19 protein-coding genes and 1 tRNA gene are annotated in these 21,906 nt (G+C 59.2%); 13 read left to right on the top strand and 7 right to left on the bottom strand.

The window, feature by feature from the left end; genetic code table 11:
• Together K8W16_RS05620 and K8W16_RS05625 are read right to left on the bottom strand one after the other, a co-directional pair.
• Positions 1-204, bottom strand: a 204-nt coding sequence (locus K8W16_RS05620; protein WP_304121963.1) for a Tm-1-like ATP-binding domain-containing protein, incomplete at its 3' end; no start/stop codon positions are given.
• Positions 205-250: 46 nt separating this feature from the next.
• Complete coding sequence (locus K8W16_RS05625) at positions 251-997, bottom strand: phosphoenolpyruvate hydrolase family protein (protein WP_304121965.1); 747 nt, start codon at positions 995-997, stop codon at positions 251-253.
• A 104-nt stretch (positions 998-1,101) separates the two neighbouring features.
• Here K8W16_RS05625 and K8W16_RS05630 point away from each other — a divergent pair, with 104 nt between their 5' ends.
• The 13 genes from K8W16_RS05630 (at position 1,102) to K8W16_RS05690 (ending at position 14,165) form a co-directional block, all read left to right on the top strand.
• Positions 1,102-2,880, top strand: coding sequence for a sigma 54-interacting transcriptional regulator (locus K8W16_RS05630; RefSeq protein WP_304121967.1), 1,779 nt, complete (start codon positions 1,102-1,104; stop codon positions 2,878-2,880).
• A gap of 246 nt (positions 2,881-3,126) precedes the next feature.
• Entirely contained in the window at positions 3,127-5,031 is a 1,905-nt protein-coding gene (locus tag K8W16_RS05635; protein WP_304121968.1) for a TRAP transporter large permease subunit, read from the top strand.
• Positions 5,032-5,219: 188 nt separating this feature from the next.
• Complete coding sequence (locus K8W16_RS05640; RefSeq protein WP_304121970.1) at positions 5,220-6,263, top strand: TRAP transporter substrate-binding protein; 1,044 nt, start codon at positions 5,220-5,222, stop codon at positions 6,261-6,263.
• A gap of 65 nt (positions 6,264-6,328) precedes the next feature.
• Positions 6,329-7,852 carry a sulfatase gene (locus K8W16_RS05645; RefSeq protein ID WP_304121971.1) on the top strand — a complete coding sequence of 508 codons (1,524 nt, stop codon included), beginning with the start codon at positions 6,329-6,331 and terminating at the stop codon, positions 7,850-7,852.
• Positions 7,853-7,937: 85 nt separating this feature from the next.
• Entirely contained in the window at positions 7,938-8,249 is a 312-nt protein-coding gene (locus K8W16_RS05650) for a co-chaperone YbbN (protein ID WP_304121973.1), read from the top strand.
• A gap of 12 nt (positions 8,250-8,261) precedes the next feature.
• A complete protein-coding gene (locus K8W16_RS05655) occupies positions 8,262-9,188 on the top strand; it encodes an NAD(P)/FAD-dependent oxidoreductase (RefSeq protein WP_304121975.1) in 927 nt (308 codons plus the stop codon).
• Between the two features lie 5 nt (positions 9,189-9,193).
• Positions 9,194-9,493: a hypothetical protein gene (locus K8W16_RS05660; RefSeq protein ID WP_304121977.1), complete on the top strand. Its 300-nt coding sequence runs from the start codon at positions 9,194-9,196 to the stop codon at positions 9,491-9,493.
• 61 nt (positions 9,494-9,554) lie between these two features.
• Positions 9,555-9,630, top strand: a tRNA-Ala gene (locus K8W16_RS05665).
• A 340-nt stretch (positions 9,631-9,970) separates the two neighbouring features.
• Positions 9,971-10,543, top strand: coding sequence for a hypothetical protein (locus tag K8W16_RS05670; RefSeq protein ID WP_304121979.1), 573 nt, complete (start codon positions 9,971-9,973; stop codon positions 10,541-10,543).
• A gap of 55 nt (positions 10,544-10,598) precedes the next feature.
• Positions 10,599-11,318, top strand: a complete 720-nt coding sequence (locus K8W16_RS05675; protein WP_304121981.1) for a hypothetical protein — start codon at positions 10,599-10,601, stop codon at positions 11,316-11,318.
• A 45-nt stretch (positions 11,319-11,363) separates the two neighbouring features.
• On the top strand, positions 11,364-12,533 hold the full coding sequence (locus tag K8W16_RS05680; RefSeq protein ID WP_304121983.1) for a GTPase family protein: 1,170 nt from the start codon (positions 11,364-11,366) through the stop codon (positions 12,531-12,533).
• The gene (locus K8W16_RS05685; RefSeq protein ID WP_304121985.1) at positions 12,530-13,714 is read left to right on the top strand and encodes a GTPase family protein; all 1,185 of its coding nucleotides are present in this window, start codon (positions 12,530-12,532) and stop codon (positions 13,712-13,714) included. Before K8W16_RS05680 ends, K8W16_RS05685 begins: the two co-directional genes overlap by 4 nt.
• A 202-nt stretch (positions 13,715-13,916) precedes the next feature.
• Positions 13,917-14,165 (top strand): hypothetical protein, encoded by a 249-nt coding sequence (locus tag K8W16_RS05690; RefSeq protein WP_304121987.1) that lies wholly within the window; start codon positions 13,917-13,919, stop codon positions 14,163-14,165.
• Positions 14,166-14,544: 379 nt separating this feature from the next.
• On the opposite strand, the gene K8W16_RS05695 is transcribed toward K8W16_RS05690, so the two are convergent.
• The 5 genes from K8W16_RS05695 to K8W16_RS05715 form a co-directional block, all read right to left on the bottom strand.
• On the bottom strand, positions 14,545-16,086 hold the full coding sequence (locus K8W16_RS05695) for a carboxylesterase/lipase family protein (RefSeq protein ID WP_304121989.1): 1,542 nt from the start codon (positions 16,084-16,086) through the stop codon (positions 14,545-14,547).
• Between the two features lie 377 nt (positions 16,087-16,463).
• The gene (gene serS, locus K8W16_RS05700; RefSeq protein WP_304121991.1) at positions 16,464-17,744 is read right to left on the bottom strand and encodes a serine--tRNA ligase; all 1,281 of its coding nucleotides are present in this window, start codon (positions 17,742-17,744) and stop codon (positions 16,464-16,466) included.
• A 396-nt stretch (positions 17,745-18,140) separates the two neighbouring features.
• Entirely contained in the window at positions 18,141-19,610 is a 1,470-nt protein-coding gene (locus K8W16_RS05705) for an SLC13 family permease (protein WP_304121992.1), read from the bottom strand.
• 30 nt (positions 19,611-19,640) lie between these two features.
• The gene (locus K8W16_RS05710; RefSeq protein WP_304121994.1) at positions 19,641-21,359 is read right to left on the bottom strand and encodes an FAD-binding protein; all 1,719 of its coding nucleotides are present in this window, start codon (positions 21,357-21,359) and stop codon (positions 19,641-19,643) included.
• Positions 21,352-21,624 (bottom strand): ferredoxin family protein, encoded by a 273-nt coding sequence (locus K8W16_RS05715; RefSeq protein WP_304121995.1) that lies wholly within the window; start codon positions 21,622-21,624, stop codon positions 21,352-21,354. The genes K8W16_RS05710 and K8W16_RS05715 overlap by 8 nt, the downstream gene beginning before the upstream one ends.
• Positions 21,625-21,906 lie beyond the last annotated feature (282 nt).

Consider the following 21,906-nt stretch of genomic DNA (forward strand, 5'->3'; position numbering starts at 1 on the left):
GCCGCGGTCGTTGATATTGTTGAAGAAGTCGGGGCGTTTTTCCCTGAGTCGCACCATGCGCCCTTCAAAGGGAGGGAAATCCTTGTCGAAAACGCCGACATCCACGATGCAGGTCTCTCCACCCTGCGCCCGGATGATGTTCGCAACATACATGATTTCGGCGTACTTCGTATCGCATGTTCCAACAATGAAGATCTGGGCCATGTCGGTATCCTTGAAGATAAGGGTTTGTTCCGGTGCGGCCGTGGGATCAGGCCGGCGCCGAAGGCAGGGAACTGTAGAATCCACTTATCTTTTGCAAGAAGTATGCCAGTTCGGCATGGGCAGAGGTATCGGGCCAGCAGCAGAAGAAAAGCGTGTCATCCTGGAGCAAGCTCAACACGCGCTGACATTCTTCTTTATACAGGCGCAGTCTGTCGTTCTGAAGCCACAGGGATGCGCTCGGGGCAAGGGCTATGGCGTGTACTCCCGCATCGCGCATGAGCTGGGCTTCGGCGCTTCCTGAGACCATGGCCAGGGTGAAGATGCCCCGTGAGACGGCAAGCTGCATGAAGTTCACCTCTTTGTGAAAACCCATGTGATTCTGCTCCAGCGTCGAGCGGAAAGAGCCGTCCAGCATACAGGAACTTGGGAAATTATGCACACCCCAGAAACCGGCTTCCATAGCCTGATCCAGCATGATTTCAGGATGATGGAAGGGATCCGCCGGGTACAGCCCGGCCAGGGTTACAGTATGTTTCCCATGCCTGCGTAAAAAGGCGAGCGCAGTTTCCGAAAGCGCCTCGTCGTTGGCGCTGGCATTGGGAAGACAGGAGTACAGCCAGTCGAAAGAGCCACCTTTTCTGTGACGGCCGTGGCAGAGCACAGCGATATCCAGCTGTTCGGGCAGGATGCCGGGAAGGTCGCGCACGGGCAGCGGCACGGCATGCAGGCTTCGCCCGCTTCTTTGCAGAGAGAGAAGGCGGGAATGAACGTCTTTTCCCGTGGGATGAAGCATGGGACCTCCAGAAATATTCCGGGAAAAACCTTGAACTGGTCAGAGGGAAGTGTTACCTTGTGGTAACAAAAGTGTAACCATAGAGGGGAAAATTGTATAGTGATATGTTTACATCCCGGACAAGGCAACTGCGTGACATTCTGAGCAGCCGGGACTGGAGGCAGAAGCCGCTGGTTTTCAGCGTGCCGGGCTCAGGCCTTTCGGCCAGAAGCGCCGTGCAGGAAGGCATACCTTTCCTTGTAGTGCTGAATGCCGGGTTGTATCGGGCCAAGGGCGTGGTGTCGCAGGCGTCGTTTCTTCCCTTCGGCAATGCCAACGACCAGGTGGAGCGGCTTATCGCCCGCGATATTCTCCCGAGCTGTCCCGACACTCCCCTTGTGGCCGGCCTTTTCGCCGGAGACGATACCGTACCTTTGCAGGAGCGTTTTGCGCGCCTGAAGAAAATGGGCGTGGCCGGGGTCATCAATTGGCCGCCCGCCAGCCTTAACACCGGGGCCTTCATGGAGCTTCTGCGTAGGTACGGCTTTTCGGAAGAGGCTGAGGCTTCCATGCTGGAAGAGGCTCGTGAGCAGGGCTTCGTCACCTTCGCTTTTGCCACCTCGCGCCATGCGGCAAGGACGCTCGCTGCCGCGCGTGTGGACGGCATGGTGCTCAATGTAGGCTGGACGCTTTCCGATGTGGCCCCGCTGGAAAAGAAGGACAGGGTTCAGTATGCCATACGGCAGGCCAACATGTTCATGGATGAGATCCGCGAGAGTCGTCACGGGGAGATGCCCATCTGTTTTTTTTACGGCGGAGGCGTTACTTCGGCGCAGGATACGCTTCAGCTCTATCAGCAGACGGAAATTCAAGGTATGGGCGCGGGCAGCGCCATAGAGTTTTTTCCCGTGCGGGAAGTGATGCGGGATATATGCCGTGAATTTCTGAACGTGCGTCGTCGCAGCGATGCCGTTCCCGATTCGGAAAAGGAGTTTTCCAGCTTTATCGGCAACAGCGCAGCCATGCAGGAGCTCTATCACATTATCAAAAGAGTGGCCGCATATCCGGTAAGCGTATGCATAGAGGGCGAATCCGGCTCCGGCAAGGAACTTGCGGCTACCATGATACATGCCATGAGCCCGCGCGCCAAACATCCTTTCATTACGGTGAACTGCGGGGCTATTCCCGATACCCTTGTGGAAAGTGAGCTTTTCGGACATGAACGCGGGGCCTTTACCGGGGCTTCAGAGCGGCGGCTCGGGAAATTCGAGCTGGCCCACGGGGGTACGCTGTTTCTGGATGAGGTGGCGGAACTTTCGCCCAAGGCCCAGGTCTGTCTTCTGCGAGCCCTGCAGCAGAAGGAAATCGTGCGCCTCGGCGGCAGAAAGAACATTTCCGTGGATGTACGCATCGTCACGGCCACCAACCGCAACCTCGAAGGAATGGTCAAGGAGGGTCTTTTCCGTGAGGACCTGTTCTACAGGCTGCGTACCACTCTGATCCGCATCCCCCCTCTGAGAAGCAGGATGGAGGATCTGGAAGTGCTCTCCCGGTATTTTCTGGAGCGGATACGACGTGACTACGGCTGCGCGGCGCAGAAGCTGAGCAGGAATTTTATTCGCCGTATGAAAAGCCATTCCTGGCCCGGCAATGTGAGGGAGCTTCAGCATGTCCTTCTGGAAGCGGCTATTATGGAGGACGGCGTGGAACTTTCCGGTCATTCTTTCCTACCCGACGGCAAGCTGACGGAGGGCGCGCCCGGGCCTGAGGCGGAGGGAGAGCCGGGCAGGAAGGAACGCGCGCAAAGCGCGGAGGAGGCCCTGCGCCGCTGCGGCGGCAACAAGAGCCGGGCTGCCAGGCTCCTCGGCGTGAGCCGGAAAACATTTTATGCTTGGCTGAAGTAGCAGCGTTTTTTTCGGAGCAAGCTTCAGGGTAAAGAGCCGGGGTAAAAGACAAGCATTTTTTATCGTAAAGAAACATTATATCATAATATGTTGATATAATTAACTATATCAATTTTTTCTTATTTTTTGTCAATTCTGTCTATAGCCATTTTTCCACAAGCCTCTAAGGTGGCGTACATCAGAAAAAGGTATTTCGGGGGGGGGTGCCGCCCTGAAGCCGCTACTTTCACTTTGGAGGTTATGAGAATGGCCGAGCATGTGTTGGAATCGGCGGGACACGGCCTGGAGCGGGTGATCGAACCTGCCAGTCGCTGGGCTTTCCGCCTTGCCATGCTGGTTATGGCGCTGATGATGATCCCCGTGTTCGTGGACGTCATTTTGCGTTATGTTTCCGATGGTTCTCTGGAAGGCGCCTATGAACTGGAAGAGTTTTCCCTGGCGCTGGTTTCTTTTCTTGCCCTGGCCAGCATTCAGGCGCAGAAAGAACACATCAACATCACCTTTGTCACGGATCACCTGTCGGCGAAAGTGCGTCTTCTTTTGGAGACGTTCGTGTGGTGCGCATCCGCGCCTCTTGTTCTCATGCTTGCCTGGCGCATGGCTGTGGCGGCCCTGGGCAAGTATGATGTGGGTGAAGTGAGCTTCGATCTGGAACTTCCCATCTGGCCCTGCATGATGGTGTGCGCGGCGGGTATGGCCCTGTTCGGGCTTTATATCCTGGCGCAGGCTCTGGAAAATCTCGGGAAGTCCTTCCGTGAAGGCTATGGATCCGGCGCTGTGGCTGCCCTGGTTTCCGCCGTGGTCGTCCTGAGTATTCCTGTATGGTTTGATGCCCTGGGGATTGAGCCCTCGGCAGGGGCCCTCGGCGGCTTCTCCATGCTGTTCATGATGCTTCTTCTGTTTATCGGCATGCCCATAGGCCTTTCCATGGCTCTCGTGGGCAGCCTCGGCTTGCTTCTTCTGCAGCCGAACCCTGAGGCCGCCCTTTCCATGATAGGCCAGTCCGCCTATTCCAAGGGTGCGGAATATTCCTACACCGTGATCCCGCTGTTCATTCTTATGGGTGAATTTGCCTATTATTCCGGCATCTCCAGGGAGCTTTTCTATGCGGCCAACATGTGGCTCGGCCGTCTGCCGGGAGGTCTTGCCGTGGCGGGTATTGCCGGTTGCACGGGCTTTGCCGCCGTGTGCGGCGACTCTATGGCCACGGCCGTGACCATGGGGTCGGTGGCCCTGCCGGAAATGCGCAAGAAGAACTACCATCCCGGCATGAGCTGCGCCTGCCTCGCCGCAGGCGGTACGCTCGGTATCCTTATTCCCCCGAGCATGGGCTTCATCTTCTATGCCATTGTCACCGAGGAATCCATAGGCAGGCTCTTCCTTGCCGGCGTGCTGCCCGGGCTTCTTCTCGCGAGCATGTTCATCGCCTACACGGTGTTTGTCGCCATACGTCACCCGGAACTCGCCCCGCGCGGCGACGCCACCACCTTCAAGGAAAAGCTGCTTTCCCTCAAGGGCGTTGTGGTGATGCTGGGCCTCATCTTCATCATCCTCGGCGGTATCCTTCTCGGCCTGTTCAGCCCCAACGAGGGCGCGGGCGTGGGCGCGGCGTGTACCTTCATCTACGCCTTCCTCTCCCGCAAGCTTTCCTGGCAGGATACCCTGAAGGCCCTGCGTTCTACGGTGACCATTTCCGCAAGGCTGATGCTTATTCTCGTGAGCGTGGGCATTCTCGGCTACTTCTTTGCTGCCACGCAGCTTCCCCAGATGCTGGCGGAATTCGTGGGCGGGCTCAACGCCAACAGGTACCTCATCTTGGTCGGCATCGTGGTGCTCTACATCATCCTGGGCTGCATAATGAACGTCATTCCCATGATCCTGCTTACGCTCCCCGCGCTGTTCCCCACCATTCTGGCCCTGCAGTTCGACCCTGTGTGGTTCGGCGTGTGCGTGGTGCTGCTCATGGAAATGGGGCAGATCACTCCTCCCGTGGGCGTGAATGTGTTCGCCATGAGTTCCGTGGCCCGCGACATTCCCATGGCGGATATCTTCAAAAGCATAGTGCCGTACTTCTGCTGCATGTGCTTGCTGCTTCTCCTGCTGGTGCTTTTCCCCGGCATCGCGCTGTGGCTGCCCACGCATTTCTTCTAAGGTTCACTCCTGTCCGGCGGCACCGGTTCTCTGAAGGCCGAAGCCGCCGGGCGGAACAGTCGCTTTTGTGGTCACCCCTGCCTTTTCCTTTCCCGTCGCAACCAAGTCCTCCTGCCGGCGGGGGAGGAAGGGCAGATATCAGGTAGGAAGTCCCCTTTCTGGTCACCTATTACGCGTAGAGGTTTGAAATGAAAAAGATTTTGTTTGCTGCTCTGGCCCTTCTCGGCGTCAGTGTTTCCACCGCGTATGCCGAGCCTGTGGAACTGCGCTTCACCAGCGTGTACATCGACCGTCATCCCGTGGTGCAGAACGCGTTCATCCCGTGGATGGAAGAGATCAAGAAACGTACCAACGGTGAAGTCGTCATCACCTATTTCAACCCCGGCACCATCTGCCCCAACAACGAGATGTTCAGCGCCGTGAAGAATGGCGCCGTGGACATTGCCTCCACCAATACCAACCTCAGCAACGGCGTTCTTTTCCTGAGCGACGCCGCCAACGTGCCCTTCCTGTTCAAGAACGCGGAATCCGCCGCCATGGCCATTTGGCGCATCTCCCAGAAATATCCTGAGTGGGCCGAGGAATTCGACGGCATGAAGATGCTCACCCAGTACACCTCCGCGCTCATGATGATCCACAGCACCAAGAAGCCCGTGACGAAGTTCTCCGATATCCGCGGCATGAAGCTCACCACCGTGGGCGGCCTGGACAGGGATATTCTCAAGGCTCTCAAGGCCAACCCCATCTTCGTTCCGCTTCCCGACACCTACATGTCCCTTTCCCGCGGCATGGCCGACGGCGCCTGCCTCGCCATTGCTCCCCTGCGTTCCTTCAAGATCACGGAAACCATCAAGTATTCCGTGAACGACCCCATCGCGGCTTCCCCCATGTGGATGGCCATGTCCAACGACGCCTGGAACCGCCTCACCCCCGAACAGCAGGCCATATTCACGGAAACCACGGGTGAAGTGCTGGCCCGCGCCATCGGCCGCGCCCTGGACGACAGCTCCAGCTCCGACGCCAAGTGGATGGAAGAGCAGGGGCATGTGTTCAATCAGTTCTCCCCGGAAGAAAAGGCCAAGCTCGTCAAGGCCACGGAAGGCATTGCCGACAAGTGGGTGAAGAAGGCTGAAAAGCAGGGCATCGCCAACGCTTCCAAGATCCTTGCCGACCTGCGCGCCCTCGGCGAACAGACCGCCGCTGAACTCGATCAGGAAAAGGCTGGAAAGTAACCATCTAGCGCCGCCGCGTTTTTCTGCGGCGGCCGCTGCCCGGAAGGGCGGCACAGGGATCAGATATGGCTCAGAAGATTAAAAATGTCGTGTTCATCATGCTGGACACGTTGCAGTTCAACTATCTTGGCTGCTACGGCAACAAGACGGTGAAAACTCCCAACTTCGACCGCTTTGCCCGCAACGGCGTGCTTTTTGAGAACGCCTACAGCGAAGGCCTTCCCACGGTCCCTGTGCGCAGGGCCACCATGACGGGCCGTTACACGCTGCCCTTTGCCGGGTGGCAGGCCCTTTCCGCCGAAGACACCACCCTTTCCGACATTCTCTGGGGTCGCGACGTGCAGACCGCACTGGTGTACGATACCCCGCCCATGCGTCTGCCCAAGTACGGCTACTCCCGCGGCTTCGACTATGTGAAGTTCTGCCCCGGCCATGAGCTCGACCACACCACCTTTGCCGGCCGTGAACTCGATCCTTCCATGAAGCCCATCGACTACACCTCCTACAGCATGGCGTACAACGAAAAGGGCGAACTCATCGACGATTCCAGCACTGCTCTGCTGGAAGAAATCGAGTGCTTCCTCAAGATCCGCCAGGAATGGCGTTCTGAGGACGATAACTTCGTGAGCGTGGTGGCCCGCGAAGCCGACCGCTGGCTGCGCGATATCCGCGACAAGAAGCGCCCCTTTATGCTCTGGGTGGATTCCTTCGATCCGCATGAACCCTGGGATCCGCCGTCGATGTGGAAGAAGGAGCCCTGCCCCTACGATCCCGACTGGAAGGGTAATCCCATCCTTCTTGCTCCTTGGACGCCCGTGGAAGGCCGCATCACCGACGAGGAATGTGCGCATATCCGCGCCCTCTATGCGGAAAACATCGAGCTTGTGGACAAGAAGATCGGTAAGCTCCTCGATTCCATCCGCGATCAGGGCCTGTGGGACGAGACCATGATCATCATCACCTCCGACCATGGCCAGCCCATGGGCAAGGGTGAACACGGGCACGGCATCATGCGCAAGTGCCGCCCCTGGCCTTATGAAGAGCTGGTGCATGTGCCGCTTATGATGCACATTCCCGGCGTGGAAGGCGGCAAGCGCATCAAGGGCTTCGTGCAGAACGTGGATATTGCCCCCACCATCCTTGAAGCCCTCGGCTATCTCGACGACCTGGGCGCCCAGGGCGGTGCCTTCGGCTTCCCCGTGTTCGGCGCGATGGATATGCAGGGCCACAGCCTTCTGCCCATGGTGCGCGGCGAAGTGGACAAGGTGCGCGATTTCGCCATTGCCGGTTATTTCGGCATGTCGTGGTCCATCATCACCGAAGATTACACCTACATCCACTGGCTCCTCAAGAATTCCACGCAGAACGACGTGGTCAAGGCCCGCCATGCCGGGCATGAGATCATGGAAGATGAAGCCATATGGACCTGCACCGTGGGTGCGCGGCAGGACGTGCCGGATGAAGACGAGCTTTACGACCGCCGCACCGACCAGTTCCAGCTGCACAACATCATCAAGGAACAGCCGGAAAAGGCCGGGGAACTTCTGAAGCAGCTCAAGCTGTACATCGGCGAGCTGAAGACGCTGTAATACGGATTCTGCTTCCGCCCCGTGCGGAAGCCGGAGAAGAAAAGACCGGGAGCGCGCAAGCGCTCCCTCCTTTCAGGAGAGAGATATGTTTGAGGAACTTTCGGACGCCACGTTCGATGCCCGCATCGCGGAAGTGAAGGCCGGGGCCTGCATTTTTTACAAGCAGCTCTGCCCCCACTGCAAGAATATGGAAAAGGTGCTGGAGAAGTTTTCCAAGCTTCAGCCTGAAGCCGTGCTGCTTTCCGTGGATATCGAGCAGAATCCCGTTTCTGCGGGAGCCTGCGGTGCGGAACGCGCTCCCACCATCATCGTCATCCGCGACGGGAAGGTGGCGGGCAGAAAGGCCGGACTCATGAATCCGCGCGAAATGGCCCAGTTCTTTGACTCCTGCAAGTAAGGAAGGCGGCATATGAGCGATGTGATCACCACGGATCTGGTCATCATCGGGGGCGGGCCCGCCGGCATGACGGCCGCCCTGTACGCCGTCCGGGCGAAACTCGACACGGTGGTGCTGGAGAGCAATGTGACAGGCGGACTTGTGAACTCCACCTACACGGTGGAGAACTTCCCCTCCTGGCCTTCCATCCACGGCATGGAACTCATGGAGAAGCTGCGCGCCCAGATCGATGAACTCGGCGTCACGGTGGAGGAAGTCTGCGAAGTGGAAAGCCTTGAGCTCGACGGGCAGTGGAAGAAGGTGGTGACGGATTCCGGGGAATATCGCTGCAAGGCCGTCATTCTTGCCACGGGCCGTGTCCCGCTGGAGCTCGATACGCCTACGCAGGCGCAGGAAGTACATCACTGTGCAATCTGCGACGGCGCGGCCTATGCCGGCAAGCATGTGCTTGTGGTAGGCGGCGGCAACAGTGCCTTCGATGAAAGCCTCTACCTTCTTTCCTCCGGCATTGAGCACATCACCCTGGTGGAAGCCATGCCCCGCTATTTTGCTGCGGAAAGCACCCAGGAACAGCTTTTCGGTTCGGGCAAGGTGGAAGGTTTCGTTTCCACGAAGGTGGTGGATCTTATCGTGAACGACGGTGTTCTCACCGGCGCCATTCTGGAAAATACCGAAACCGGCAAAACGTGGACGGTGAACGTCTCCGGCGTGTTCGTCTTCCTGGGGCAGAAGCCCAACAACAGCCTGTTCAAGGATCTGCTGCCGCTGACAAAGCAGGGCTATATCAAGGCTTCTCCGCTTATGGAAACCGGCATCCCCGGCGTGTTCAGCGCAGGGGATATCAACGACAAGGCTTTTCGTCAGATCACCACCGCTGTTGCCGACGGCACCATAGCGGCCCTTTCCGCAGAACGGTACATCCGCTCCGCCTCTTTTTGAAAGCCATGGACAACATAGATATTACCATACGGATGCTGGATCTCGACGGGGCGCGCCTTTCCGGCGCGGAGCAGCGCCTGCGTCACATGCTGAAGGAGCGCTCCATCCAGGCCGATATCATCTGCGTGAGCTGCGGGCTGGAAATCGCCCGGCAGGGCTTTTCCAACGGGTTGCCCGCGCTTTTGATGAATCAGTATCTGGCCTCGGAAGGCCGTGAGATGACGGATGAGGTGCTCACGGAATTCTGCGACAAGCTGGAGCTGTGGATCAGCCGGGTACGCGCGCGCCAGGCCAGGGAAAGCTGAGCCTTTTCCCTGTTTTTTTCTTGACTATGGCGGGCCATTCTGGCATGAATGACTCCGCAACGGGGATGTAGCTCAGTTGGGAGAGCGCTTGAATGGCATTCAAGAGGCCAAGAGTTCAATTCTCTTCATCTCCACCAGAATTTGAAAGGGCTTGCGGTTTGACGCAGGCCCTTTTTCTTTTTAATTTTCAAGCACGGCCCTTTCAGGAAGGGCGGAGGTATTGCGGCAGGCGCACCTTTCGCCTGAAAATAGAACGCCGGACGGCGTCTTCAGAAGCGCAGGGGAGGAGAAAGCCGCCTTTGGCGGGAAAGGGCGTGGTCTTCCTGCCCGGGCTTGTAAGGAAGAGGGCTCGCAGATGCGTCAGGAATTTCAGCATAAGCGGCAGGGGCCGCAGTTGTGCGCGCTTTTTTCGGGCGTTGACGGCCTTCCAACGGTACGCATTTTCCGGCCCGGCAGGAAAGCATCAGGAGGGGTTTTATGACGGATGATGCACTGAAGGAACATCTTGTTCGCTACATCGCTTCCCGTGGGCAGGATTTTTCCCTGCCTTCCGGGTTCGTCGCGACAAGGGGGCTGTCGAAGCCTGCCGTCGTTCTCTGCGAGCATGTCCTCTGGCAAGGCCTTCATGCCAGACAGGAAGGCCTGCTGGACAGACTCAAAAAGGCCATTTCTTCGCCGGACGAAGGATTTTCGGACCTGCTTCTGCGCAAGATACGGGAAGCGGGCATGACCAATGCCGAGTGCTATCAGCGGGCATACATCGACAGAAAGCTGTTTTCCAAAATTCTGAGCGACAGACACCGTCCTGCCAAGAAGACGGTGCTGGCCTTTGCCCTGGCCCTTGAGCTGGACGCGGAGCAGGCCCGGGAGCTTCTGGCGCGGGCAGGCTACGCCCTTTCCCCCAATGAAAGGTTTGATCTGGCCGTCGACTTTTTCATCCGTGCCGGCATGTATGACATCATGAAAATCAACGAGTACCTGAAGGAACTCGACCTTCCGCTGATCGGTTCTGATTCCTGCCGTGAATTGTCGCCGGATCGGCGACCTTAAGCCGTGCCGTTTCCTCTACAAGGCAGTTAACGATCAAACGCCTTGAGGAGGTCTTATGAACGGCTTGACCGAACTTGTCTTCATTCTCGACCGCAGCGGCTCCATGCACGGGCTGGAATCCGACACCATCGGCGGCTTCAACGCCATGCTGGAAAAGCAGAAGCAGGCCGAGGGAACGGTTCTTTTTTCCACCATTCTTTTCAATCAGGAGAGCGTCGTCCTTCACGACAGGGTGAATGTCCTCGACGTTCCCGCGCTTACCGAAAAGGACTATGCCGTTTCCGGCTGCACGGCGCTTTTCGACGCCGTGGGCGGGGCCGTGCGTCACATCCGGAACATCCATCGCTACATCAGGCCGGAAGATGTGCCCGATCATGTGCTTTTCGTCATCACCACGGACGGCATGGAAAACGCCAGCACCCGTTTTTCCGAAAGCGACGTGAAACGCATGATTGCGGAAGGAAAGGAGAAGGGCTGGGAATTTCTCTTTCTCGGCGCGAACATCGACGCCGTGGCTACGGCGCGAGGCTTCGGCCTGTCCGAGGAAAATGCCGTGGACTTCGTGAACGACGGCAAAGGCATACATACGGTTTACGAATCCCTCGCCGGTGTCTGTTCGTTGTTCGCCGCCAGGGGCGTCATCGACGGCGACTGGAAGCGGAACATTCAGAAAGACCATGCGCAGCGCTCCCGCACTCGTGACGGCGTCTCGTCCGATCCTCTGCTCGAGGCTCTTTTCCGCACGGTTTACGGAAAACTCGGGAAGCGCTTCTGAGAGCGGCCCTGCGGTGCATCATCTTTTCATCAGTGGGACAAAACTATGGACATGGATACCTTGCTGAACGAGAACGTCATGACTGACGACGGCTGCTTTCACATGCTGGTGACGGGGCGTACCGGCAGCGGCAAATCCAGCCTCATCAACGCGCTTACGCAACAGAGGCTGTGCAAGGTCGGGGGCGGGGGGCCCGTCACGCAGGAAATCCGCGACTATTCCTGGGATGTCGTCCGGGATGACGCCGGCGGACGGGAGACGATAAGAACCGTCATCACCGACGTGCCCGGATTCGGAGAGGAAGGCAGGCATGAGGAGCGCCAGGCCGCCATGCTGGACAGACTTTCCTCGACGCATCTCATTCTGCTCGTGGTGGGAGCCCCCGACAGGGCCTGGGAGCTGGAGCGCCTGTTCATTCAGGAAGTGCTTGCGCGCGATCCTGATTTTCCCATCCTCGTGGTGGCCAACAAGATAGACCTCATGGCTCCGGTACGGCAGTGGAATCCCCGCAGCATGGACCTGGAACATCCCTCCAGCGAGAAGGAAAGGAACATTGCCGCATGGATCGAAGCGCTGCGTCGTTCATGCGGCATCCATGCCCGCAGGCTGTTTCCGGTGTGTTCGGGGGAAGCCTTTGAGGATACGGAGAGCCGTTACGGGCTTGAGGAGCTGAAGAGGGGCATGGTGGACGCCGTGCCGGATGCCCGGAAGGCCATGCTCGCGCGCATCATGAACGTGAAGCTGGACAAGGATGCCACGGCCGGGGGCATTATCTGGAGCGCGGCGGTGGCCGCTTCCGTAGCGGCCGCCACGCCGATTCCCATAGCCGACATGGCGGCCATCACCTCCATACAGGCGGGGATGATCGTAGCTCTGGCCCATACCTACAACTGCACCATGACTCTGGGAACGGCCGTCGGCCTGGCGGGAACGGCAGGCTGCGCCGTGGGAGGCCGCCTGCTTTTCCAGGCGCTGATAAAATGCATTCCCGGCATAGGCTCCGTAACCGGAGCCGTCATCGGTGCGGCCGTGGCCGGGCCCATGACGCTTGCTCTCGGCTATTCCTTCCGAGACCTTTTTGCCGGGGGCAATTTCCAGCCCACCAGGAAGGAAATTCAGCAGCGCATGGAGAAGAACAGAAAGAAGGCCGAGGCACAGGCCGAATCCTTGAAGCAGGCTGCCGGGCATGTTTCCGGCAGAGGAGGGAGCGTATGAACGGGAGCAAGGAAATGATCGCAGACCTCATCCGTGATGCAAAGTCGAGGTTCGACCACTGCGATATCGTTCCTGTACTTGTCCTTGCCGGGCGCACCGGCAGCGGCAAATCCAGCCTGATGAACGCGCTGGCCGGACGGCTCGTCAGCGAGGTCGGGGTGATTCCCACGACGCAGACGCCGGTGGAGCATGAACTTGCGGAAGGAGGCCTCCCGCTCCGCGTCGTGGACCTGCCGGGCGTGGGCGAGGCGGGCAGGCATGTGCAGCGCCTGGAGGATATGCTCGGTTCGCTTGGGCGGGCGCATCTTATGCTCATGGCCGTGCCGTGCCCCTCGCGGGATTTCGCGTATGAAAGGGAGCTTGTCGGGGCTGTGCAGGCGCATTATGGCGCGGCGCTCCCATTGCCCTGCGTGGTGGCCTGCACGAAGATAGACACGGCCCCTCCCATCAAGGACTGGCGGCCCGAGGCCCTGAACCTGGCTTCGCCCGTTTCGGAAAAGGAAAGGAATATAGCCGACTGGCTGAATTATGTGGAGAGGGCGATGGGGCCGCATATCCGTCAGCCCTTTGGCGGAAAAACGCCCTTCCTTCCCTGCTGTGCGGGAGAAAGCTGGGATGATGCGGAAAACCGGTACGGCATCGGCGAGCTGCGCGGGAAAATCTATGGGCTTCTGCCCGACGCCGCGCGTACCTGTTTCGCAAGGCTTGACCGTGCCCTCTGCGATGAACGGGCGGCGGACATAGTCTTTGACCATGCCCGCCTGGCTGCCCTTGCCGGGCTGAATCCCCTGCCCGGCGTCCCCGATGCACTGTTCATCATCCCCATACAGGTCGGGATGCTGATACGTCTGAACAAGCTGTATGACAAGCAGTTCTCCATGGATATCGCGGCCAGGTTCCTCGGCCCTCTGCTGGCACGTTCTACGGGCAGGATGCTGGCCTCCCAGCTGTGCAAATTTGTGCCTGTGGCGGGTTCCCTCGCGGGGGCGGCCGTGGCCGGGGCCCTTACCTACAGCCTCGGCATGGCTTTTCATACGCTGATGCACGGCGGTACATGGAGATTCGATGCCGATACGCTGATGAAGCAGACGGAGAAGGTATGGAACGGCCTGGAGACAGGCAGGTTCCTGGAAATTCTGGGACGGAAGACGGGTATTTCCTTTCCTTCCTGGAAAAAGTAAGGGCATGAAAGGCCGGAAGGCGGCCTTCCGGGACCGCTTTCCTCCTGCCTGACCGCTGTTTCTGCCCCGGGTGTATGCATGGCCGGGATTTGTCCTTCACATGCCCCTGCGCCCGGAACCGGGGAAGAAACGCAGCAAAAGGGGTTGCCGAAGTTCCCGGACTCCTGTTCGGGAGAATTCGACCTGCGGCTGCAAATCTGTCATGTTTTCCGTGCCGGTGGCTTCCTCAGTGAAAAGGGCAGAGGACGGCGTTTCCTGTGCCGGAAAGTTTTTTGCGGTGAGCGGCGTGCTCTTCGCCATGGAGGAAAGGGTGTTTCAGCTCGGGCCCATGGGTACGAAAAAGATCATCAAGGCCGTGATCAACCTTCTGGGGGCCGTCAAGCTTGCGGCATTGGGGGAATGTTACCGTTTCGCCTCCGCGCTGGGGGTGGACATGGAGAAGTTCGCGTAAGCGGCAGGGAAAGTACCGGAGGCTCAACGCAGTTCTCCCGCAACTTCGGGCGCATGGTGCGGGGCGACTACACTCCCCTGTTTGCGCTGGACTCATGCTCAAAGATATGGAAATAGCCATGGCCTGCGCCCCGGTGCCTTTCGCTGCGCATGCCGCTCGCGGAATGTGCCCTGTCCCTCTACCGTGGGGCGGGGGCTCATGCGAAGGAAGATTGCAGCAGCATAGCCTGCGTGGATAGCCCGGCCCGCTAGCGCGGGGCGATGGGGCTGACGCGGAAAAGGCGCTCTTTGGCGGAAGCGCTTCCCCCGGGACGAGAAGGCCCCTCTGTTTTTCCGGCAGGGGGCCTTGATAGCGTGCGGCAGAAAGTTCTTATGCGCGCCTATTTCAGGATCATGGTTTCGCGCTCCGTCTTCCACGGGTCGGAGACTTCGCCGCTTTCCGTGTTGAAGCGCATGGTCATGCGCTTTCCGGTATCGAAGGGCGTCCAGCCGGGGGTGCCTTCCGTGGCGAAGCGCACCCATGCGCCGTGCATGGCTTCGGCCAGAGAATCCGGGGGATTGGCCCCCACGGTGTTCTTCACGCGGTCGGAGTCCTTGTGCAGAGTCTTGAAGACAAAGGGCAGATCCACGCTGTGGGCCGCGCCCAGGCGGCCGTTTGCCGCGTCGCTTTTCCAGGCGAAGGAATAGGCCCACGCCTTTCCTCCGGCCGAGGTCTGGCTTTCCAGCACCTTGTTGGCGGGCAGGCGGAAAATGAAGTCGGACTGAAGGGCGGTGAACAGTTCCCCGGCCGTTTCCCCGCGTCCGGCCTTGCGGTAACTTTCCACAATGCCGGCAGGGAAGCCCGTGGAGTCCACAAACCCCTTGACCGCGCCTTCGCCTATTTTGTCGATGGCCCCGCTCGGCACGGTGTACCAGCGCCATTCCTCTTCGGCGGAACCCACCATGATATCCACGCCGCGCGCGGCGCCTTCCGCAATGGCGTCCACCGGGCGTTTTTGCAGCACTTCCCCGTCGTAGTAGGGCTTGAACAGCGCAATATTGCCTCCCAGCATGCGGCACCATTCCGGCTTTTTGTTCTGCTCGGCAAGAAAGGCGGGGAAGGAAAGCAGTTTTTCCGCGGAAAGGGCGGCCACGGCCTCGCGGCTGTTTTTCACACCGTAGAAGGCCAGCAGGCTTTCCGCCACCTTGGAGGCGAGATCCGCGTCGTACTGGGCGAGAGCCGCCGGGCTCTGGAGTATGGCGCGCCTGAAGAGCCCCTTCGCCATGGGAGAGGAGAGCAGAGAGGTGATATGCGTGGCCCCGGCGGACTGGCCGAACACCGTGACATTATCGGGATTGCCGCCGAAGGCTGCGATGTTGTCCTGCACCCAGCGCAGGGCGAACATCATGTCGCGCAGGGCGAGGTTGGCCGGAACGCCCTGGATTTTCAAAAAGCCGTCCACGTTCACGCGGTAGTTGATGGTGACGAGGACTACGCCGTCCCTGGCAAAGGCCGTGCCGTCGAAGCGCACGTCGTTGTTGTCGCAGGTGGTGCTGCCGCCGCCGGGAATGTAGACCATGACCGGGCAGTTGTTTTTGCCGGGTGCGGGAGTCCAGATGTTCAGGCGCAGGCAGTCGCCCCCGCCGACAGGTTTCGGCGTCGCGCCTCTGCCGAGCTGAAGGGGAATGTCGCCGAAAGCCGCGGCCTCCACCACGCCTTTCCAGGGGGCGACGGGTTCCGGCAGAGCGAGGCGGTATTTGCCCTCATAGGGAGGCATGCCGCAGGGCACGCCCTTGAACACATGGACTCCGTCGACCACGAGACCGCGCAGGTCTCCCTTCGGGGTATGGACAACGGGCCCTTCCGTCGCGCGGGCACGGAAAGGCAGGGCCGTGATGAGCGCCGTGGCGGCGCCGGTGTAGAGGAACTGGCGTCTGTTCATGAGAAGGCTCCTGTTGTTGGTAGGGGAAGAAGGAAAAACGGAATAGGCGTATTCCTTGTTCAGAAAAAAACAAAAGCCGCTGCGAGGTAAAGCTCAAAATTTTTTCGTGTTGTTCTACGAAAGGCAACATCTTCCGGATTGTTTTTGAAAAAGTGCGAGCAAACGGCGCAGGTATGGGAAGCGGGGGCGCGCACGGGCGGAACAGGACTCTGCATGCCGGGAATATTGCGGGCACTCTTCACCATGGGGCTGCCGCCGGCATTGTTTTGGAAAAGCATGCAGAGCGCCGGATGCTTCCGTCGTGTTCCGGCAGGCCGCAATAAAAAAGGGAGACGGCGGAGCCGTCTCCCTTGCATAAGGCCGGAAGAAAGGGTGAACTACATGTCGGGCGTGATGACTTCAAGGCCGCCCATGTAGGGGCGCAGCACTTTAGGTATGACGATGGATCCGTCTTCCTGCTGATAGTTTTCGATCACGGCCACCATGGAGCGGCCGGTGGGCAGGCCGGAACCGTTCAGCGTGTGCACGAATTCGGGCTTGCCGCCCTTCTTGGGACGGAAGCGGATATTGGCGCGGCGGGCCTGGAAGTCCACGCAGTTGGAGCAGGAGGAAATTTCGCGGTAGGTGTTCTGGCCGGGCAGCCACACTTCCACGTCGTAGGTCTTGGCGGAGCCGAAGCCCATGTCGCCGGTGCAAAGGGTGATGGTGCGGTAGGGCAGTTCCAGCTTTTCCAGCAGGATTTCCGCACAGCGGCGCATGTTTTCCAGTTCTTCCCACGACTTGTCGGGATGGGCGAAGCGTACCATTTCCACCTTGATGAACTGATGCTGGCGGATAAGGCCGCGCACGTCCTTGCCGGCGGAACCGGCTTCGGAGCGGAAGCAGGGTGTGCCTGCGGTGTAGCGCAGGGGAAGCTGGTCTTCTTCAAGAATTTCCCCGGCGTGCAGGTTGGTGACGGGTACTTCGGCAGTCGGAATGAGGTAGTAATCCCACGCGGGCATCTTAAACAGGTCTTCCTCGAACTTGGGCAGCTGGCCCGTACCCAGCATGGTGGCGGCGTTGACCATAAAGGGCGGCAGGATTTCGGTGGCGCCGAATTCCGTGGTCTGGGTGTCGAGGTAGAAGTTCATGAGCGCGCGCTCCAGGCGGGCGAACACACCGTGGGATACGCAGAAGCGGGAACCGGCAAGCTTTGCGCCGCGTTCGAAATCAAGCCCGGTTTTGGCCGCGCCCACTTCAAAGTGCTGCCTGGGAGTGAAGGAAAATTCGCGCGGGGTGCCCCAGCGGTGCAGCTCGGGGTTGTCGTTCTCATCCAGGCCCACGGGCACGGATGCGTCGGGAATGTTGGGCACGCTGAGCAGCCACTGATAGACCTTGTCCTTGATTTCAGAAACTTCGGCATCCAGCTCCTTGATGTGGTCGGAGAGCTTGCCGAGTTCGGCCACAAGTTCGGAGGCGTCTTCCCCGGCGCGCTTTTTGCGGGCTACTTCGGCGGATTCGGCATTGCGTTTGCTTTTGAGCGTCTCCACTTCAGTGAGGGCGGCGCGACGGCGGGCGTCGAGTTCCAGGAATTCGTCGACGGAGATACTGGAGTGGCGGTCGGCCAGGGCCTTGGCCACCACTTCGGGCTGTTTCTGAAGCAGTTTGAGATCGAGCATGGGTAACTTCCTTAGGATCTGCGTGTGGGCAATATGTACAGGCATGCGCCCGGATATTTGAAAGGAGCAAATATTCTAGCCCGACAGCGGAGCAGCGTCAATGTTGCGAAAGGGAGTGCTGTCCGCCCTTTTGGAAAACCCGTTTTCTGTGTGCACGGAAAGAGGGAGAGACCTGCCGGTGCGGGCCGGGTAAGGACGCCGGATCGTATGGCCACGAAAAGAATGCGCCCCGTTTCGCGGGGGCGAAGCGGGGCGTGTAGGGAGCGCCTGGTTCAGGATACTTTGTCGGAACCAGGCGCGGAAGCGTGCGGAGCAAGACACGTCTCTCTCCGCACACGTGCTGCGGCACAAGACTCATGGCCTGCGGAAGGCGGTTCTTCCGCAGGCAGGGATGGTTTAGAAGATGACGGAACCCAGTATGGCGACGACGGCGCTCATCAGAATCCAGGAAAGCAGGATGACGATGGGCGAAGACTTCCAGATGCTCTTGGTGCTGGCCCATTCGTTGCCGTGCAGAAGCGCGGCGCTGGAGCTGGCGGCAGGAGTGAGGAAGGCCAGGTGCACGCCCATGACAACCATGATGACGGGCAGTTCAGGACCAACGCCCATGTTGGTGCAGTAGCTGAAGATGACGGGCATGAGGGCCACGCCCACGGCGCCGTTGTTGATGAACTGGGTGAGGATGGTAGCCAGAAGGCCCATGCACACGGCGAAGAACAGCGGGGAACCGGAACCGAACAGCGGTTCGAGCATGGTCATGAGGAAGGGGGTAATGCCGCTTTCCGGCTTGGCCATGGCGCCGGAGAGGGGCTGAACCATGGCGAGAATGAAGATGATGCCCCAGGCCACGCCGTCGTCCACCATGCCTTTGAAGCGGAGCAGCGGCTTGCCGTTGACCTTGATGAAGCACATGACGCCCACGAGGAACATGCAGATGCCGGTGTTGCCGATGCTCTTCAGGAACTTCACCACGGCAATGTCGCCGGGCAGGAAGGCGGGGATGAGCAGCAGGGCCACCAGGGCGAAGAGGAAGCCGAGCACCATCTTCTGCACCTTGTTGAGGCTCAGGCTCTGATCCTTGTCGAGCTGGTTGGCGTCGAGGTCGGCGAGCTTGCTCACATCGGGGCGGAAGATGTACTTGCCGATGAGCAGGAAGAGCAGGGAGCACAGCGCGCAGGCAACGAGCGCGATGAACATGTATTTGGCGTAGTCGATGTGCGTGCCGGACATGGTTTCATAGGCGCTCATGACGGTAAGAGCGGCCTGCTTGAAGGGGATGAGGGCCATGCCCACCTGGGCGGCGTAGACGATGCCGAACACCATCATAGTGGGGTAGCCGTCGCCCTTCTTGTAGCCGCACACGTCGCACACGCCGTACAGGATGCTCCAGCCGATGACGGCGGCCGGGGAGGCGCTGGTCAGGCCGCCGAGCAGCATGATGGAGCCGAGGAAGGTGTAGGTGAAGAGCCACGGTTTGCCGGCCACGGCCTTACGGGTGATGAACCAAAGGGAGATGAACTTGGAGAGCCCGTAATAGTTGATGGTGGCGCAGAACACGAAGATGAAGAACATCATGACCACGATGGGGTCGCCGAAGCTCTTGTTGAGCAGCAGGCCGGGTTTCATGCCGCCGACGAGCATGAGGCCGAGCAGGCCGGCGATGCTGGGCCAGATGATATCAATGAAGATCCAACCGTAGAGCACGCCGAGAAACACGCCGATGAGGTTCATCCCCAGCGGGGTGAGAGGTTCTATGGGGGAAAGCTGCCCGAAGCCGAACATGATGGCAAGGCAGATGACGGAGTGCACGAAATACATGATATCCGGCTTTTTGGGCGCGGCGGGAGCAGTAACAGTGGCAGCCATGGTAATGTCTCCTGAGAGGAAGGATGCGGATTAGCGTTCTTCGGAAACGAAGCGGAAGTTGTCCTGGTAGTACCTGGTGATGGGGCGGCGGTAGCGTTCCAGAGGAACCCGCTTCCTGCTGATTTCCATGCTCCCGTCTTCCTTGCGCTGGATGATGAGCCAGGCAAGGCCGTCTTCGGAGCGGTGGGGGTAGTCCTCGCGGAAGTGCCCGGCGCGGGATTCGCGGCGTTCCAGGGAGGCCCGCAGGTACAGTTCGCTCACAAAGGCCATGGAGCGCACTTCCCTGAGCTTGAGCAGGTAATGCGGGTCGGAAGCGGTCATGAGAGGTACTTCTTCCGTGCGGATGCGCACGATTTCATCCAGTGCTCTCTGGAGGGAGGCTTCTGTTTTCAGGATGGAAACATCATAGGGGAACATGGCGGCCTGCACCTTTTTCAGCACATCGCGCGGGGCCAGACCTTCGCGGCCCAGAGGTGCGTAGATGGCCTTTTGCAGCGCATCCACGTCGTCGCACAGAGCCCCGTCCACGGGGGCGGCGGTCCGGAGAAATTCGGCCGCGCCTTCACCGGCGAGATGTCCGGTGACGGAAGTGCTCATGAGGGCGAAGCCGCCGGCGTACACGCCCGGTTCCGTGCTTCTGGCCGTTCCTGCGGCAAAGAGGCCTTCCACATTGGTCTCTCCCTTGATGGTGGCTTCCATGCCGCCGTAGGAAATGGTCATCTGCGGCAGCCATTCGGTATTGTCGCGGAACAGGTCCATGCCGAGCTTGCTGAGCTTCTCATAGTTCATGAGCTGCCAGCCGTTCTGAGGCTTGAGCAGGATGAGATCGTCGGGATTGATGCGGCTGATATCGAAGTAGATGGGACCGCGGCCGGCGCGGATTTCCATGGCCATGGCTATGGTGATGAAATGCGGGTCGGTGTTCACGCCGAGCACGGGAGAGTACTTCTCCATGAAAGGTTCGCCCTTGGCGTTGACGAAGCGCGCTCCCAGCGGGATGAGCTTGGTCTGCCCTTCCCAGCCGAAGTAGCGGGGCATGTTCCACACTCGGCTGAATTCAAAATCCTTCAGCCTGGCGCCGGCATTCCACGCCATTTCCACGCCTTCACCGGTGGGGGTATTCTTGCCGTAGGAGGTCTTCCAGCCTCCCACACCCGTGGCCGCTATGACGACCTGCGCATGGAAGCGGTAGAAGTCGCCGCTTATGGAATCAAAACCCACGGCGCCGACCACGCGGCCGTCCTTCTTCAGAAGGTCAGTCACCATAATGCGCCCGAGACTTTCCACGTTGGCCTTGCGCAGCTGGCGCACAAGGTTGCGTACCATGTCTTCCCCTCCCCTCCCCACAAGTTTGGCGGGATAGAGCTTGACATGGGGCAGACCGCGCTGGGGAATACTCTTGAGGGAACCGTCTTCCTTGCGGAAGAATTCACAGCCGTAGCGCTGGTAGTCTTCCAGACGGTCGTAGGAATGACGGAGCAGCTCCTCTATTTGTTCCTGATCGCAAAGTCCGTCGAAATAATAGATGAAGTCTTCCACCCAGGCGTTGAGGTCGTCTCCGGGGATGACGGCGTCGAAGTCTCCGCCCGCCATGGACATGAGTCCGCCCCATTCCTTGGGTCCTTTGTCTACAATGACGACCTTCTTTTCCGGCATGAGCTCGGTGAAGCGCTTGGCAGCCCACAGGCCCGCGGACCCTCCGCCGATGATGAGCAGGTCGCTTTCCACAATGTGCTCGGTTCTAGGCATGGTAGGCCTCCTTGTCTCTCAGATCGTTCCCTTCCACGGCTTCGTACTGGGGGCCCGGAAAGACCGGAGGCAGCTTTTCCTTGAATGGATGGACGAAAATGGCCCCGGCAGGGCAGAGCCGTTCGCAGACATAGCAGGTCATGCAGTCGTCAGGGTAGGCGATGAAGGCCTTGCCCGCTTCATTGAGCCTTATGGCATCCAGAGGGCATTTCTGCACGCATACGCCGCAGCCGACGCATTTTGCGTCGTCAATATGCTGTATCATTGATATTTCCCCATAAGCCGTCCGCCCCCCGGCGGTACGGCCGAGCATCTTCGCTGTTATCCAGTGAAGATCCGAAAAATCTCCGTACATTTTTCGGAAGAAAATTCCTTTGCCTTGCGCTCCCGTTCATTTCCGTCCCCTTGGAAACGGCAGCTTGCCTGCCCCGGTCACGCCTAATCTGCAATATGTTGATCGAAAAATCACATTTTAAGGAAAATAAGTCAAAACGATAATATTTAATTTTTGTTCGATAAAATCATACAGAAGGCCGCAGCCCAGACA

It is taken from the genome of Mailhella massiliensis (assembly GCF_020741395.1).
Classification (GTDB): domain Bacteria; phylum Desulfobacterota; class Desulfovibrionia; order Desulfovibrionales; family Desulfovibrionaceae; genus Mailhella; species Mailhella massiliensis_A.

What these genes read in the sequence shown, in the direction of transcription:
- K8W16_RS05650 (WP_304121973.1), top strand. Translation starts at nt 7,938, where the DNA reads ATGTTTGAGGAACTTTCGGACGCCACGTTCGATGCCCGCATCGCGGAA.
- K8W16_RS05680 (WP_304121983.1), top strand. Translation starts at nt 11,364, where the DNA reads ATGGACATGGATACCTTGCTGAACGAGAACGTCATGACTGACGACGGC.
- K8W16_RS05670 (WP_304121979.1), top strand. Translation starts at nt 9,971, where the DNA reads ATGACGGATGATGCACTGAAGGAACATCTTGTTCGCTACATCGCTTCC.
- K8W16_RS05715 (WP_304121995.1), bottom strand. Translation starts at nt 21,624, where the DNA reads ATGATACAGCATATTGACGACGCAAAATGCGTCGGCTGCGGCGTATGC.
- K8W16_RS05690 (WP_304121987.1), top strand. Translation starts at nt 13,917, where the DNA reads ATGTTTTCCGTGCCGGTGGCTTCCTCAGTGAAAAGGGCAGAGGACGGC.
- K8W16_RS05675 (WP_304121981.1), top strand. Translation starts at nt 10,599, where the DNA reads ATGAACGGCTTGACCGAACTTGTCTTCATTCTCGACCGCAGCGGCTCC.
- K8W16_RS05655 (WP_304121975.1), top strand. Translation starts at nt 8,262, where the DNA reads ATGAGCGATGTGATCACCACGGATCTGGTCATCATCGGGGGCGGGCCC.
- K8W16_RS05630 (WP_304121967.1), top strand. Translation starts at nt 1,102, where the DNA reads ATGTTTACATCCCGGACAAGGCAACTGCGTGACATTCTGAGCAGCCGG.
- K8W16_RS05660 (WP_304121977.1), top strand. Translation starts at nt 9,194, where the DNA reads ATGGACAACATAGATATTACCATACGGATGCTGGATCTCGACGGGGCG.
- K8W16_RS05685 (WP_304121985.1), top strand. Translation starts at nt 12,530, where the DNA reads ATGAACGGGAGCAAGGAAATGATCGCAGACCTCATCCGTGATGCAAAG.
- K8W16_RS05705 (WP_304121992.1), bottom strand. Translation starts at nt 19,610, where the DNA reads ATGGCTGCCACTGTTACTGCTCCCGCCGCGCCCAAAAAGCCGGATATC.
- K8W16_RS05635 (WP_304121968.1), top strand. Translation starts at nt 3,127, where the DNA reads ATGGCCGAGCATGTGTTGGAATCGGCGGGACACGGCCTGGAGCGGGTG.
- K8W16_RS05645 (WP_304121971.1), top strand. Translation starts at nt 6,329, where the DNA reads ATGGCTCAGAAGATTAAAAATGTCGTGTTCATCATGCTGGACACGTTG.
- K8W16_RS05695 (WP_304121989.1), bottom strand. Translation starts at nt 16,086, where the DNA reads ATGAACAGACGCCAGTTCCTCTACACCGGCGCCGCCACGGCGCTCATC.
- K8W16_RS05710 (WP_304121994.1), bottom strand. Translation starts at nt 21,359, where the DNA reads ATGCCTAGAACCGAGCACATTGTGGAAAGCGACCTGCTCATCATCGGC.
- K8W16_RS05625 (WP_304121965.1), bottom strand. Translation starts at nt 997, where the DNA reads ATGCTTCATCCCACGGGAAAAGACGTTCATTCCCGCCTTCTCTCTCTG.
- serS (WP_304121991.1), bottom strand. Translation starts at nt 17,744, where the DNA reads ATGCTCGATCTCAAACTGCTTCAGAAACAGCCCGAAGTGGTGGCCAAG.
- K8W16_RS05640 (WP_304121970.1), top strand. Translation starts at nt 5,220, where the DNA reads ATGAAAAAGATTTTGTTTGCTGCTCTGGCCCTTCTCGGCGTCAGTGTT.